Origin of the sequence: Bradyrhizobium sp. U531, from assembly GCF_051710265.1 — a bacterium.
GTDB lineage: Bacteria > Pseudomonadota > Alphaproteobacteria > Rhizobiales > Xanthobacteraceae > Bradyrhizobium.
In genome coordinates, this window is the sequence record NZ_JASVEN010000001.1 from 500,011 (window position 1) to 513,123 (window position 13,113).

Sequence of the window (13,113 nt, forward strand, 5' to 3'; positions counted from 1 at the left end):
TGCGCGGCAGACACCACAGGTCCGGGACATGAATGAGGACGTCGACGGCTGGGCCACATCCGCGGCCGCATGGATCGTCGATCAAGGCGAGGACGGCGACTATGGCCGCCGCTTCGTGCTGGATGCGCCGATGCGGGCGCGGATCGAGGGGCGTGGCTTCCGCGATGCGCTCGACGTCGGGTGCGGAGAGGGGCGCTTCTGCCGCATCATGCAGAGCGCCGGCATTCGCACCACCGGCATCGATCCGACCGAGGCCCTGCTGACGCGCGCCAGGGAGCTCGACCCCAACGGCGACTACCGGCTCGGCCGCGCCGAGACGATGGATGTCGTGGCCTCCCACGATCTCGTCGTCAGCTATCTCAGCCTGATCGACATACCCGATCTCGGCGCGGCGATCGCCGCCATGGTGAGGGCGCTGCGGCCCGGCGGCACGCTGCTGATCGCCAACATGACCAGCTTCAACACCGCCGGCCCGCCCACCGGCTGGACGCGCGATCATGACGGCACCCCGCGCTTCACCATCGATCACTACATGGACGAGCGTGCGACCTGGGTGAGCTGGCGCAACATCCGGATCCTGAACTGGCATCGGCCGCTCAGCACCTACATGACGCTGCTGCTCGATCACGGCCTCCAGCTGCGCCTGTTCAGCGAGCCCCAACCGACGGGCGGCACCCCCGAGCAGATCGCCCGGCATCGCCGCGTGCCTTACTTCCACATCATGGAGTGGCAGAAGCCGGATTGAGCGGCGCAGTCCCCGGCTTTGCTGTAGTGTTGTCGTGCGATTTTATGTGAGGCTCGCCGATGATCGCCAACCGTCCTCCCGTGCTCGCCCATGACCGCTTCGTCGCCGACCGCGATAATTTCAAAGGGCTCGATCTGGCCGCACGGTTCGAGCGGATCGAGCGGACCAATTTATGGGGCGCGGCGAGCTCGGTCTCGGGCCTCGGCTCGGAGGACATGGCCACTGCCGCGATCCGGGACGCGCTGCCGCCGCTGTTGCGGCGGCTCGGCGTGCGCTCGCTGCTCGATGCGCCCTGCGGCGATGCCGGCTGGATCGGCCGCCTCAGGCTCGACATCGACTATACCGGCGTCGACATCGTGCCTTCGCTGATCGCCGCCAACACCAAGCGCGTGGCGGATGGTGAGCTCGCCGGCTGCTTCCTGGTCGCCGATCTCACGCGCGATCGACTGCCGCGCGCCGATCTGATCCTGTGCCGGGACTGCCTGGTGCATCTGAGCTTCCAGAACATCGCCCGCGCCATTGCCGGCTTTCGCGAAAGCGGTGCGCAATTCCTGCTGGCCACGACGTTTCCGGAATTCGAGGGCAACCGGGATTGCGAGGATGGCGACTGGCGCGCGCTCAACATGACCAGGGCGCCGTTCGGCTGGCCCGCGCCGCGCGATTTGATCGACGAGCGCTGCGAGGAGGGCGATGGCGGCTGGCGCGACAAGAGCCTCGGGCTGTGGCGGCTCGACGAGCTGCCGGATTCTGCTCGTGCGACCACGGATGTGTGAGGGAGTGCGGGCACGACGTCCATTGCGGACTCGCTCGCGCCGGCGATAGACTTCAAGTTGTGTAAGCGATCTCCCGTCGCATGCCGGAGCCCACCATGAGCCTACGTGCCGCCTTGGCCGCGTTGTTGATCTGGTGCAGTGCGCCGGCGCTGGCGCAGCAGGACGGGGCCACGCTCTACGCCGCGCATTGCGCGCAATGCCACGACACCGACGCGCAGACCCGCGTGCCCGGCCGCAGTGCGCTGCGGGCGATGTCGTTCGACCAGGTGCTGGGGGCTGTGACCAGTGGCAGCATGGCGGCGATGGCAAAGGACCGCAGCGATGCCGAACGCCGCGCGATCGCGTCCTTTGTCACCGGCAAGACCGCAACCGGCGGTGCGGCCGCGGATGCGGAGGGCCGCTGCGCGCAGCAGGCGAGCGGCTTTCCTGGAGCCCTCGACGGGCCGCGCTGGAACGGATGGGGCGTCGATGCCAGCAACAGCCGCTTCCAGCCGGCCGACATGGCCGCCCTGACCGCGGCGCAGGTCCCGCGTCTGCGGCTCAAGTGGGCCTATGCCTTTCCCGGCGCCTCGGTGTCGTTCGCGCCGCCGACCGTTGTCGGCGGGATGCTGTTCATCGGCGGCACCGATCGCAAGGTGCACGCGCTCGACGCACGCAGCGGCTGCACCATATGGACGCTGGCGATCGATGCGGCGGTGCGCGCGGCGATCAGCTTCGCGCCGCTCCCGGGCTCCGATCAGTTCGCGATCTTCTTCGGGGATCTGCGCGCCAACGCCTATGCGGTGAACGCGCTGACCGGCGCGCTGATCTGGAAGACCAAGGTGGAAGAGCATGCCGCCGCGCGCGTCACCGGTGCGCCGACGCTTCATGATGGTGTGCTCTACGTGCCGGTGTCCTCGCTCGAGGAGGCCGCCGGCTCACAAGCCACTTACGAATGCTGCACCTTCCGCGGCAGCGTGGTCGCGCTGGAGGCTGCGACCGGCAAGACGATCTGGCAGGCCTACACGATCCCCGAGATTCCGCATCCGACCAGCAAGAATGCCAGGGGCACGCAGCTGTTCGGCCCGTCGGGCGCTGCGATCTGGTCGGCGCCGACGATCGATGCGAAGCGGGGCGCGCTCTACGTGGCGACCAGCAATTCCTATTCGAACCCGCCGGCTGCGACCGCCGATGCGATCCTGGCGTTCGAGCTCACGACAGGCAAGCTGCTGTGGAAGCAGCAGGCGACGCCGAAGGATGCCTTCGTGGTCGCCTGCTTCAGCGCGGACAGGACCAATTGTCCTGATGAGCCGGGGCCTGATCATGATTTCGGCCAGTCGCCGATCCTCGTGACCTTGCACGACGGCCGGCGCGTGCTCGCCATCGCGCAGAAGTCCGGCGTCGTGCACGCGCTCGATCCCGATGATGGCGGCAAGATCCTGTGGCAGACACGGATCGGCAAGGGCGGCGCGCTCGGTGGCAGCGAGTGGGGCTCGGCGTCGGACGGCGAGCGCATCTATGTCGCCAATTCCGACGTGCGCTTCAAGCGCGATGGCACCCGGCAGCTCGATTCCACGCAAGGCGGCGGCCTGTTCGGCCTCGATCTCGCTTCGGGCAAAGTCGTGATGGAGGTGCCGCCGGTCGCCTGCGGAGATCGCCTTCAATGCAGCCCCGCGCTGTCGGCGGCGGTGAGCCTGATCCCGGGCGTCGTGTTCTCCGGCGGCGTCAGCGGCTTCCTGCGCGCCTACGCCACCGACGGCAAGCTGCTGTGGGAGTTCGACACCGCGCAGGATTTCAAGGCGGTGAACGGCATCCCCGCCCGTGGCGGCGCGATCGACGGTCCCGGTCCCGTCATCGCCGGCGCCATGCTCTACACCAATTCCGGCTACGGCCAATGGAGCGGCGTCTCGGGCAACGTGCTGCTGGCGTTCGAGGCGGGGACGGAGTGATGCCTATCGCCGGGGGTGCGACAGGACCAGCACCATCGTCGCGGGTTGTCCGACGACGCTCTCGACCGCGTCTGCAATCTGCGTGCTATATTCGGCGCTGATGACGCCCGCCATGTACTCGCTGCGCGCGTAGGCTATGACCACACCGCCAGACAATTCCGCGCAACGAAACCCCTGGAGGTATGTGTCGTATGTCTTCGCACCCAAGGTGAAGTTGAGCTTGGCTTGCACGGCGAGATCTTCTTCGTCAGTCAAAACAATCATGCATGCTCCGGATCCAGCGCATCGAGATACGAAGCGAAGTGTCAGGCGTTGTGCATGAAGCCATGCCGAAATGGCTTGGAACGAAAAAGCTGAGCGCCGAACAGACAGAAACTTGGAGTGCATTTGATGATCAACGCCAGATGCAGTTGCGGCGCTCTCACGCTGTCGCTGCCGGGACCATCGCAGCTCGTCGTGGCCTGTCATTGCCTGGACTGCCAGCGCCGCACCGGCGCGCCGTTCGGCGTCGGCGCGTTCTACCCGGCTCACGCCGTCACGATTTCAGGGCCATCAAAGCAGTACGTCCGGACAGCCGCGAGCGGCGGGATGGTCCGCAGCCATTTTTGTCCCGACTGCGGCGCAACGGTCTATTGGTATGCCGATAATCTGCCAGAGATGATCGGCGTCGCCGTCGGCGCGATCGCAAACCCCGATTTTCCACCGCCGATCAGATCGGTGTTCGAGCAGTCGAAACATGGCTGGGTGGAGATCGCAGGTGCCTCGCACTTTCAGCAAGGCAGCGTGGCGAAGCGTTTGGGCTGAGGACGTCAGAAGCTGGTGCCGGCTGAGGGGATTGAACCCCCGACCTTCGGTTTACAAAACCGCTGCTCTACCGCTGAGCTAAGCCGGCGACGCCTGAAAGGCGGGGCGAGGCCGGCATAGCCGGGGTCTCCACCCGTGCGCGCCGCAATACCAGACTTGATCGGAAAGTGCCAGAACCCGCAAAAGGCCGTGCCGCCGACATGAATCAGGCGGCCCTGAGGGCCGCCTGATGTCCTGCGTTAGAGCTGAAGCGCCTTACTGGCAGATGTGCCGGCGGCCGTCTTCGCCCTTGAACCAGGTGCCGGGCGTACAGACGAAGCCGTTACGCTGCGCGTAGGTGCGGGTGTCCCAGCCGCGATTGTCCCAGCCGCGGTTGTCCCACGATTGGTCGTAGGCGTAGGAATTATCCCAGGCGCGGAACGGTGCGCTGGCGATGGCGCCGGCGGTACCGATCGCGGCGCCGGCGACGCCGGCCGCAACGTCAGTCGGCCAGAAGCCGGTGCGGTTCCTGTCCCAGTCATTGTTCCAGTCGCCGTTGGTCTGACGATAGGCCGCGCGGCGATGGCGGTAGCCGCTGTCGGTATACGGATTTCCGGGTCCGAGATTCTTGCAGTTGGCGTTGGCGAATTGCGCCGCGCAGCGGCCGGGCTCGTTGACGACAGCCTGCGCCATGGCAGAGCCTGCCAGCATGGTCGCCGCAATTGCCGTGGCTCCAAAAAGTTTGATGTTCATGGTTGTTGGCTCCCAATCTGTTGACGGGGGTCTAAACGCTTGCGGCGCCGGACGTTCCGAAGAAACCGGCGGAAATTCGCGAAGCTGCGCTCAAACCGATGTGAGCGGAGCGCGGGTTCCGCGCTGGCGCCGCGCGCCGTTAACGCTTCGCTAGCTCGCCTCGCGGCATTTGAACGGCGCGCAATCCTTACACATTAGGCTTACCGGAAATTGGTGAGCGGGCCTTAACCCTCTTCTGCCGGGGATCGGTTAGGTTGCCGCCGCATAACCGGGATTTCCTCATGCGTGCTGTGGCGCTCGCTGCCTTTCTGATCGGACTGCCCGCGACGGCATTCGCCGGCGGCGGCTTCGATATCGTCGTACCCGGCCGGCCCGGCGTGCCGATCATCATCAACAACATCGACGCGTCCTACACCGTCATCGAGAGCGCCTGGGGTCTCGGCAAGGACATCCAGGTGCAGCCCACGATCTATGGCGGGCGCTACATCGCCGAGCGGCAGCCTGCCGACGTCGGCCATTATTATCCGACGATGGGGCTGCGGCCCGGCTACGGCCGGCTCGAGGTCGAGCCGCCCGCGAACCGCAAATTGCCGAAGCCCGCCGAGAGCTATCACCAGAGCTGGGGTGCGTCGTCCGCGCCGCTGCCCGCGCAGATGGATCCGCCTGTCGATCCGCCGGCGGTGATCTACGCGCCCGAGATCAACGATCGTCCGCGACCGCCGCGCCCGCGGCCGCACGTCCAAGTCCCCGGCAAGCCGCCGGGTTAAGAAACGTCAAAATCCAACAAAACGGAAATCAACAGGAGAGAGTAATGCGTCAGATGATTTCGGGACTGGTCGCGGCGGCTGCCGTGATGTTCGTCGCCACGGCACCCGCCGCGGCGTGCGGCTTCAACCCATGCCAGCCGGTCGCGCCGGTCTATTCCGGCTGCAACACGGGTTGCGGCGGCTACGGCTATGGTGCGGGCTATGGCTACGGCGCCTATGAGCGTCTCGCCGAGCCGACCACGCAATATTACCACGTCAACCAGGGCCCGACCTATACCGGCCCGGGCGCCTTCGCGCCGTATCCGACCTATCGCGAGGACGCGGTCGTCGCGCCCGCCAATTACGGCTACGGCTATCGCGCCGCCGTGGCGCCGTATCATCGCCCGCACTATCGTCCGTATCGCTACGGCTACGGCCCGCGCGTCGGCTATCTGCCGCGCGTGCACTACGGCTACGGTCCGCGCTACGGCTACGCCCCCCGCCATGCGCCGTATTACGGCGGCCATCGTGTGCTGCGCCGCTACTACTGATCGCCTGATCGGTTGAGTCAAAGGACGCCCGTTCGCGCGATGCGGACGGGCGTTTTTCTTTGTCAGCGCTTCATCAGCCCGAGGCGGCTCGCGCCGACATAGAGCGACAGCACGGCGGCGTTCGACACGTTGAGGCTCTTGATCTCGCCGGGCATGTCGAGCCGCGCCACGACGCTGCAGGTCTCGCGCGTTAATTGCCGCAGGCCCTTGCCTTCGGCCCCCAGCACCAGCGCGAGCGGCTCGCGCAGCGCGACCTCCGAGAGGTCCTCGCTGCCTTCGCTGTCGAGGCCGACGGTCTGGAAGCCGCGCTCGTTCAGCGCCGTGAGCGCGCGGGCGAGGTTCTGCACGGTGATCACAGGCACCAGCTCCAGCGCGCCGGAGGCGGCCTTGGCGAGCACGCCGGTCGCCTCGGGGCTGTGGCGCGCGGTGGTTACGATCGCCTTGACCGCGAACGCGGCCGCCGAGCGCAGGATCGCGCCGACATTGTGGGGATCGGTGATCTGGTCGAGCACCAGCACCATGCCTTCCGGCGCCAAATCCTCGATGTCGGGCGAGGGCAGGGGATCGGCTTCGGCGAGCAGGCCCTGGTGCACGGCGTCGGGCGCTAGCTGCCGGTCGATCTCCTGAGGCCGGACGATCTCGGGCGCGACGCGGGTCGCGATGTTCTCGTCCGCCAATCGCTTGGCCGCGTTCTCGGTCAATGTCAGCTTGCGGATCCGACGCGCCGGGTTGGCCAGCGCCATGGAAACGGAGTGCCAGCCATAGAGGATGACCGGCCCGTCGGTTGCCGAATCGCGGTCGCGCCGGGCCGGGCGGCCGGCCGATTTCTCGGCCTTCTTGAAGGGCTTACCGTCCCGGCGACGGCCCTTGGGTGCGAATTTTCGATCGTTCATGGCTGCGCTTGTGTCACGGGTTCCGGAATATGGCAATTTGGCCGTCTCTTGAGGCCATTATGGACCATTTTCCCCGAACGCCTCGGTTGACTTTGCCCCACCGCATCGCCCATAAACGCGCCCGGTCGCGCCCCCATCCGGGCTGTCGCGGCCTTCACGTTCCATGGCCGTCTTCGGTCGCCGGCAAGGTCCGGCCCGATTGTGCTGCCGTCGAGCGGGGGAGTGTCCCGAGTGGCAAAGGGAGCTGACTGTAAATCAGCCGCCTCATGGCTTCGCAGGTTCGAGTCCTGCCTCCCCCACCACGCTTCGCCCTTGCGGGCTACGCGTGGCGCAGCCGAGCGTAACCCGCAAGGGCGATGCGTGTCCGGCGAAGCTTGAGCGCAGCGAGAGCGAAGACGGACTGTCAGCCGCAACGATTGTCGCGCCGTAGCCCGCAGGGCGCAGGCGGACTGCAGCAGCGACCGCTCGCCGTCATCCCATTACCGCGCGTGCTCTTCCCGTTCGTGGATCACGTTCGCGCGTCCGACCAGGAGGTCGTCCACCATGCCGATGCGTTTGCTGTCCTTGCCTGCATAGGGCATCGCGTGCAGCACGTAGCGCATGGCGTTGAGGCGGGCGCGCTTCTTGTCGTCGGACTTGATGGTGATCCAGGGACAGTCCGCGGTATCCGTGTGGAAGAACATGCCTTCCTTGGCGCGCGTGTAGTCGTCCCATTTGTCGAGCGAGGCGAGGTCGATCGGCGACAGCTTCCACTGCTTCAAGGGATGGCCCTCGCGCTCCTTGAAGCGCCGCCGCTGCTCGTCGCGGCTGACCGAGAACCAGAACTTGATGAGGTGGAGCCCGCTGCGAGCAAGGTTGCGCTCGAATTCCGGGACCTGGCGCAGGAACTCGTCGTACTCGGCCTGCGAGCAGAAGTTCATGACGCGCTCGACACCGGCGCGATTGTACCAGCTCCGGTCGAACAGCACGATCTCGCCTGCGGTCGGCAGGTGCTGGACATAGCGCTGAAAATACCATTGGCCGCGCTCGACGTCGCTCGGCTTCTCCAGCGCCACGACACGGGCGCCGCGCGGATTGAGATGCTCCATGAAGCGCTTGATCGCGCCGCCCTTGCCCGCGGCGTCGCGGCCCTCGAACAACAGGACGAGGCGCTGCCGCGTCTCCTTCATCCAGTTCTGCAGCTTCAACAGCTCGGTCTGAAGCGCGAATTTCTGCTCCTCGTAATCGCGGCGATACATCCGCGATTTGTAAGGGTAGCCGCCGAACCGCCAGTCGTCGGCGAGCTCGTCGCTGGTGGTCCTTTTGGCGCGCTTGGCTGCCTTGCCGGTCAGCAGCGCCTGCATCTGCTTGGCATCATCGGGCGCGGCTCCGGTGATGATGGCCTGAACCGGCTCGCTGTCCGGTGCCAGCGCCGGCGTTCCGTTGAGGACGCTGTCGAGCGCTGCCATCTCGCTCTGCAGCGCGCCCGCGGACGATTGCTCGGCGAGGGAGCGTTCGACCGCGGTGAGCTTGACCGCACGAGGCTGCGCGCCTGCCGCCTTGCGCCGCGTGGCCGGCTTTGCGCTACGCGTTCGGGTTTGAGCTAGCCTGGACTTCCGGGGAAGAGATGCCATTCGCCTGCCTGTCCTGAAATGCACGGAAAACCTGATCTACGCGCGAATCAGGACCAGGCGACTTGACGCGGATCAAACGGCGGCGGCGGCCTCCTCGGAGAGTAAACGCTTAACCATCGGTACCACCTCGCGCCCGTAGAGCTCGATGCTCTTCATCAGCTTCTCGTGCGGCAACGGCCCCGCCGAGTACTTCAGTTGAAACCGCGAGATGCCGAGCGCCTTCGCCGTCTTCGCGATCTTGCGCGCGACCGTCTCGGGCGAGCCTACATAGAGCGAGCCGTGCTCGGCCTCCTTGACGAACTCGTCGCGGCCCATCGGCGGCCAGCCGCGCTCCTTGCCGATGCGGTCGCGCATGGCCTTGTAGTGGGGCCACAGCTCCTCGCGCGCCTGCTCATCCGTCTCGGCGACATAGCCGGGCGAGTGCACGCCGATCGGCTGGGCGGGGCGGCCGAACTCCTTGAACGCGCGATGATAGAGCTCGACGAAAGGCGCAAAGCGCGCGGGATCGCCGCCGATGATCGCGAGCATCAGCGGCAGATCATAATGCGCCGCGCGCACCACCGATTGCGGGCTGCCGCCGACGCCGATCCAGGTCTTGAGCGTGCCGTGTTCGACCGGGGGATAGACCAGCTGATCGCGCAGCGGCGGACGCAGCTTGCCCTCCCAGGTCAACGGCTGCTGCGGCAGCAAGGCGGTGAACAGGTCGAGCTTCTCCTCGAACAGCTCCTCGTATTTGCGCAAGTCGAAGCCGAACAGCGGAAAGGATTCGGTGAACGAGCCGCGGCCGAGGATCACCTCGGCGCGTCCGTTCGAGAGCGCATCGAGCGTGGCAAAGCGCTGGAACACGCGGATCGGATCGTCCGACGACAGCACCGTCACGGCCGAGCCGAGATGGATGTGCCTGGTGCGCGATGCGATCGCCGCGAGCACGGTCTCGGGCGAGGAGATCGCAAAATCAGATCGGTGGTGCTCGCCGAGGCCGATGAAGTCGAGGCCGAGCTCGTCGGCCAGCACGGCTTCGTCGACCACGTTGCGGATCACCTGCGCATGGGGGAGCAGGGTGCCGGAGGGGTCCCTGGTGACGTCGCCAAAGGTGTCCAGTCCGAATTCGAGCGGTGCGGTCATCGATGAGATCTCTGTGGGAGGATCGGCCAGATTTAATGGGCGACCGGCCGCCCACAAGGCGGCTTTCGGAAATGCTCGGTTTCCGTTTGTGAGGTCTACCGCGCGACCCGCACCACCATCTTGCCGAGCGCGCCGCGCGACTGCATGGTCCTGAACGCCTCGCGGAAATCCTTGAGCGCGAAGACGCGGCCGACCACGGGCTTCAGCTCGCCGTCGGCGAGCCAGCCCGTCAGTTGCGACATCAGGCGCTTCTGCAGCTCGGGCTCGCGCAGCGGGATCTGCGCGAGATCGACTCCGAGCAGGGCGCCGCCTTTCAGCAGCGGCAGGTTGAACGGCAGCGCGGGGATCGCGCCGGCGGCAAATCCGACCACGAGATGACGGCCGCGCCAGGCGATGGAGCGAAACGCCTGCACCGAGATCTCGCCGCCGACCGGATCGAAGATGACGTCGGCGCCGTGCCCGCCCGTCATCTCCTTCAGCGTGTCGCGCCAGCCCGCCTGCGTGTAGTCGATGACGGCGTCGGCGCCGTGCGCCTGCGCGAAAGCGCGCTTGTCCACCGTCGATGCGGCGGCGATCACGCGGGCGCCGAGCAGCTTGCCGATCTGGACGGCCGCGATCCCGGTGCCGCCGGCCGCGCCCAGCACCAGCAGCTGCTCGCCTGCAACCAGCATGGCGCGGGCGCTCAGCGCATAGAGCGCGGTCAGATAATTGGCGCGAAACGATGCCGCGACTTCTGCCGCGACGCCGTCGGGCAGGGGATGGAGCGCTTCGGGCTTGACGACGATCTCTTCGGCCAGCGCGCCCGACCGCGTCATGCCCATCACGCGCATGCCGGGTCGATAGCCGCCGGGTGCGCCGGGCGCGTCCGTCACCACGCCCGCGAACTCTGTCCCGGGAGTGAAGGGCAGGGGATCTTTGGTCTGGTAGCGTCCCTCGATCTTCAAGCCGTCGACAAAGCCGATCCCGGCGGCTTCGACGCGGACGCGCAGCAGTCCCGGCTCCATGGCCGGCGGCGGGATGTCTTTCAGCTCGATCTGATCGACGGGTGCGTATTGCTCGACGACGACAGCTTTCATGTCGGACCTCTGTTGCTCCAGCTATCCTGGCAGGTCCCGAGGCAGGCCTCTTGTGTCTACCGCCACATTCCGCGCATCCGTGCGCCGATGTCGACCTTCGGCCCTTGCGCCCCCGTGCGCGCCGCACCGGCGGCGGCCTTCGGCCAGGCGGTACGCTCGAACAAATAGACCAGTTGCTCCGGGATGAAGCGGGTGCGCGAGGCGTAGACGTGGCGGTCGCCCTTGGCGGCCTGGCCGTGGACGAAGAAGCGCTGGGGCACGACGAGGTGCAGATCGTCCTTGGCGCGGGTCATCGCGACATAGAGCAGGCGCCGCTCCTCCTCGATCTCGGCAGAGGTGCCGGCGCCGAGATCGGAGGGCATGCAGCCGTCGACAACGTTGAGCACGAACACCGATTTCCACTCCTGGCCCTTGGCGGAGTGGATGGTCGAGAGGATCAGATAGTCCTCGTCGCGGAGCGGTGGGCCGGATTTGTCGCTGGTCGCATCGGGCGGATCGAGCGTGAGCTCGGTCAGGAATTTTTCGCGGGATGAGTAGCCGCTTGCAATCTGCTCGAGCTGCATCAGATCGGCGCGGCGCGTCTCGGAATCCTCGTGGATGCGATCGAGATGCGGCTCGTACCACAGCCGCACGCGTTCAAGGTCGACCGGCCATTCGGAGTAGCGCAGGTTCTCGACGGTGCGGACGAAGGCGGTCCAGTCGTCGCCGGTGCGTGCCGGCACCGGGAGTTGCGCCAGCGCGTGCAGCGGGTCCATGCTCTCCGCCATCTGGTCGAGCACGCGCTGCGCGGTCGCGGGGCCAATGCCGGGCAACAGATGCAGGATGCGGAAACCGGCGACGCGGTCACGCGGGTTTTCGGCGAAACGCAGCAGCGCCAGCACGTCCTTGACGTGGGCGGCGTCGAGGAATTTCAGCCCGCCGAACTTCACGAACGGAATGTTGCGGCGGGTCAGCTCGATCTCGAGCGGGCCGGAATGCGAGGATGTCCGGAACAGCACCGCCTGGTGCTTGAGCAGCGCGCCTTGTTCGCGGTTCGCCAGCACTTCCTCGACGATGTAGCGCGCCTGGTCGGCCTCGTCGTGCACGGTGACGAGTTGTGGCTTGTGCGAGGCGGTGCGGTCGGTCCAGAGGTTCTTGGTGAAGCGCTCGCGGGCAAGGCCGATGACGCCGTTGGCGGCGGCGAGCACGGCCTGCGTCGAGCGATAGTTGCGGTCGAGCGTGATCATCTCCGCGCGCGGCGAGAAGCTCTGCGGAAATTCCAGGATGTTGCGCACGGTGGCGGCGCGGAACGAGTAGATCGACTGCGCGTCGTCGCCGACCACGGTGAGGCCGCGTCCATCCGGCTTCAGGGCCAGCAGGATCGAGGATTGCAGGCGGTTGGTGTCCTGGTATTCGTCGACCAGCACGTGATCGAAGCGGCCACCGATCTCCTCGGCGATCAGCGGGTCGCTCATCATCTGCGACCAGTACAGCAGGAGGTCGTCGTAATCGAGCACGTGCTGGGCCTGCTTGGCCTCGACGTAAGCCGCGAACAGGCCCTTCAGCTCCGCCGCCCAGCCCGCGCACCAGGGATAGTGCGCACCCAGCACCTTCTCGATCTCCATCTCCGCGTTGACGCAGCGCGAATAGATCGACAGGCAGGTACCCTTGGCCGGAAAACGGCTCTCGGTCTTCGACAGGCCGCGCTCGTGCCGGACGAGGTTCATCAGGTCGGCGGAATCCTCGCGGTCGTGGATGGTGAAGGCGGGATCGACGCCGATCCGCTCGGCATATTCGCGCAAGAGGCGGGCGCCGATGCCGTGGAAGGTGCCGGCCCAGGTCAGCGCATCTCGCATGATCGCGGCGTTGTTCTCGCCGAGCACTTTTCGCGAGATGCGTTCAACACGGCCGGCCATCTCGGCCGCGGCGCGGCGGGAGAACGTCATCAGCAGGATGCGGCGCGGGTCGGCGCCGGCGACGATCAGATGCGCGACGCGGTGGGCCAGCGTGTTGGTCTTGCCGGAACCGGCGCCGGCGATGACGAGCAGGGGGGCGCCCACGGTCGCGCCATCGGCCACGCCATGCTCGACGGCGCGGCGCTGCTCCGCATTGAGCGTGTCCAGATAGCTTGTCACGAATCGCCCCGGT

General features: G+C 66.7%; 13 protein-coding genes and 2 tRNA genes. 7 read left to right on the forward strand and 8 right to left on the reverse strand.

Translation table 11 applies throughout. The annotated features are described in order from the left end of the window. The first annotated feature begins 28 nt into the window (after positions 1-28). The 3 genes from QRQ56_RS02480 (at position 29) to QRQ56_RS02490 (ending at position 3,446) form a co-directional block, all read left to right on the forward strand. Positions 29-745 carry a class I SAM-dependent methyltransferase gene (locus QRQ56_RS02480; protein ID WP_438737430.1) on the forward strand — a complete coding sequence of 239 codons (717 nt, stop codon included), beginning with the start codon at positions 29-31 and terminating at the stop codon, positions 743-745. A gap of 59 nt (positions 746-804) precedes the next feature. Further along, entirely contained in the window at positions 805-1,518 is a 714-nt protein-coding gene (locus tag QRQ56_RS02485; RefSeq protein ID WP_438737431.1) for a class I SAM-dependent methyltransferase, read from the forward strand. A 95-nt stretch (positions 1,519-1,613) separates the two neighbouring features. Then, complete coding sequence (locus QRQ56_RS02490) at positions 1,614-3,446, forward strand: outer membrane protein assembly factor BamB family protein (protein WP_438737433.1); 1,833 nt, start codon at positions 1,614-1,616, stop codon at positions 3,444-3,446. 3 nt (positions 3,447-3,449) lie between these two features. Here the strand turns inward: QRQ56_RS02490 and QRQ56_RS02495 are convergent, their stop codons facing one another. Continuing rightward, positions 3,450-3,710: a hypothetical protein gene (locus QRQ56_RS02495; protein ID WP_438737435.1), complete on the reverse strand. Its 261-nt coding sequence runs from the start codon at positions 3,708-3,710 to the stop codon at positions 3,450-3,452. A gap of 126 nt (positions 3,711-3,836) precedes the next feature. On the opposite strand from QRQ56_RS02495, the gene QRQ56_RS02500 reads away from it, so the two are divergent. After that, positions 3,837-4,250, forward strand: a complete 414-nt coding sequence (locus tag QRQ56_RS02500; RefSeq protein ID WP_438740050.1) for a GFA family protein — start codon at positions 3,837-3,839, stop codon at positions 4,248-4,250. A 13-nt stretch (positions 4,251-4,263) separates the two neighbouring features. On the opposite strand, the gene QRQ56_RS02505 is transcribed toward QRQ56_RS02500, so the two are convergent. After that, positions 4,264-4,338: transfer RNA gene (locus QRQ56_RS02505), tRNA-Thr, on the reverse strand. 167 nt (positions 4,339-4,505) lie between these two features. Beyond that, positions 4,506-4,982 (reverse strand): hypothetical protein, encoded by a 477-nt coding sequence (locus QRQ56_RS02510; RefSeq protein WP_438737437.1) that lies wholly within the window; start codon positions 4,980-4,982, stop codon positions 4,506-4,508. Between the two features lie 281 nt (positions 4,983-5,263). On the opposite strand from QRQ56_RS02510, the gene QRQ56_RS02515 reads away from it, so the two are divergent. Beyond that, positions 5,264-5,749 carry a hypothetical protein gene (locus QRQ56_RS02515; protein WP_438737439.1) on the forward strand — a complete coding sequence of 162 codons (486 nt, stop codon included), beginning with the start codon at positions 5,264-5,266 and terminating at the stop codon, positions 5,747-5,749. Positions 5,750-5,793: 44 nt separating this feature from the next. After that, positions 5,794-6,279: a hypothetical protein gene (locus tag QRQ56_RS02520; RefSeq protein WP_438737441.1), complete on the forward strand. Its 486-nt coding sequence runs from the start codon at positions 5,794-5,796 to the stop codon at positions 6,277-6,279. A 62-nt stretch (positions 6,280-6,341) separates the two neighbouring features. Here the strand turns inward: QRQ56_RS02520 and rlmB are convergent, their stop codons facing one another. Further along, positions 6,342-7,172, reverse strand: coding sequence for a 23S rRNA (guanosine(2251)-2'-O)-methyltransferase RlmB (gene rlmB, locus QRQ56_RS02525; protein WP_438737443.1), 831 nt, complete (start codon positions 7,170-7,172; stop codon positions 6,342-6,344). 216 nt (positions 7,173-7,388) lie between these two features. Between rlmB and QRQ56_RS02530 the strand changes: the two genes are divergently transcribed. After that, a tRNA-Tyr gene (locus tag QRQ56_RS02530) sits at positions 7,389-7,474 on the forward strand. Between the two features lie 177 nt (positions 7,475-7,651). Here the strand turns inward: QRQ56_RS02530 and ppk2 are convergent. The 4 genes from ppk2 to QRQ56_RS02550 form a co-directional block, all read right to left on the reverse strand. Then, positions 7,652-8,785, reverse strand: coding sequence for a polyphosphate kinase 2 (gene ppk2 / locus QRQ56_RS02535; protein WP_438737445.1), 1,134 nt, complete (start codon positions 8,783-8,785; stop codon positions 7,652-7,654). A gap of 72 nt (positions 8,786-8,857) precedes the next feature. Beyond that, positions 8,858-9,910 (reverse strand): LLM class flavin-dependent oxidoreductase, encoded by a 1,053-nt coding sequence (locus QRQ56_RS02540; protein ID WP_438737446.1) that lies wholly within the window; start codon positions 9,908-9,910, stop codon positions 8,858-8,860. A 95-nt stretch (positions 9,911-10,005) separates the two neighbouring features. Next, positions 10,006-10,986, reverse strand: coding sequence for an NADPH:quinone oxidoreductase family protein (locus QRQ56_RS02545; protein ID WP_438737447.1), 981 nt, complete (start codon positions 10,984-10,986; stop codon positions 10,006-10,008). A 56-nt stretch (positions 10,987-11,042) separates the two neighbouring features. Continuing rightward, positions 11,043-13,100, reverse strand: coding sequence for an ATP-dependent helicase (locus tag QRQ56_RS02550; protein WP_438737448.1), 2,058 nt, complete (start codon positions 13,098-13,100; stop codon positions 11,043-11,045). Positions 13,101-13,113 lie beyond the last annotated feature (13 nt).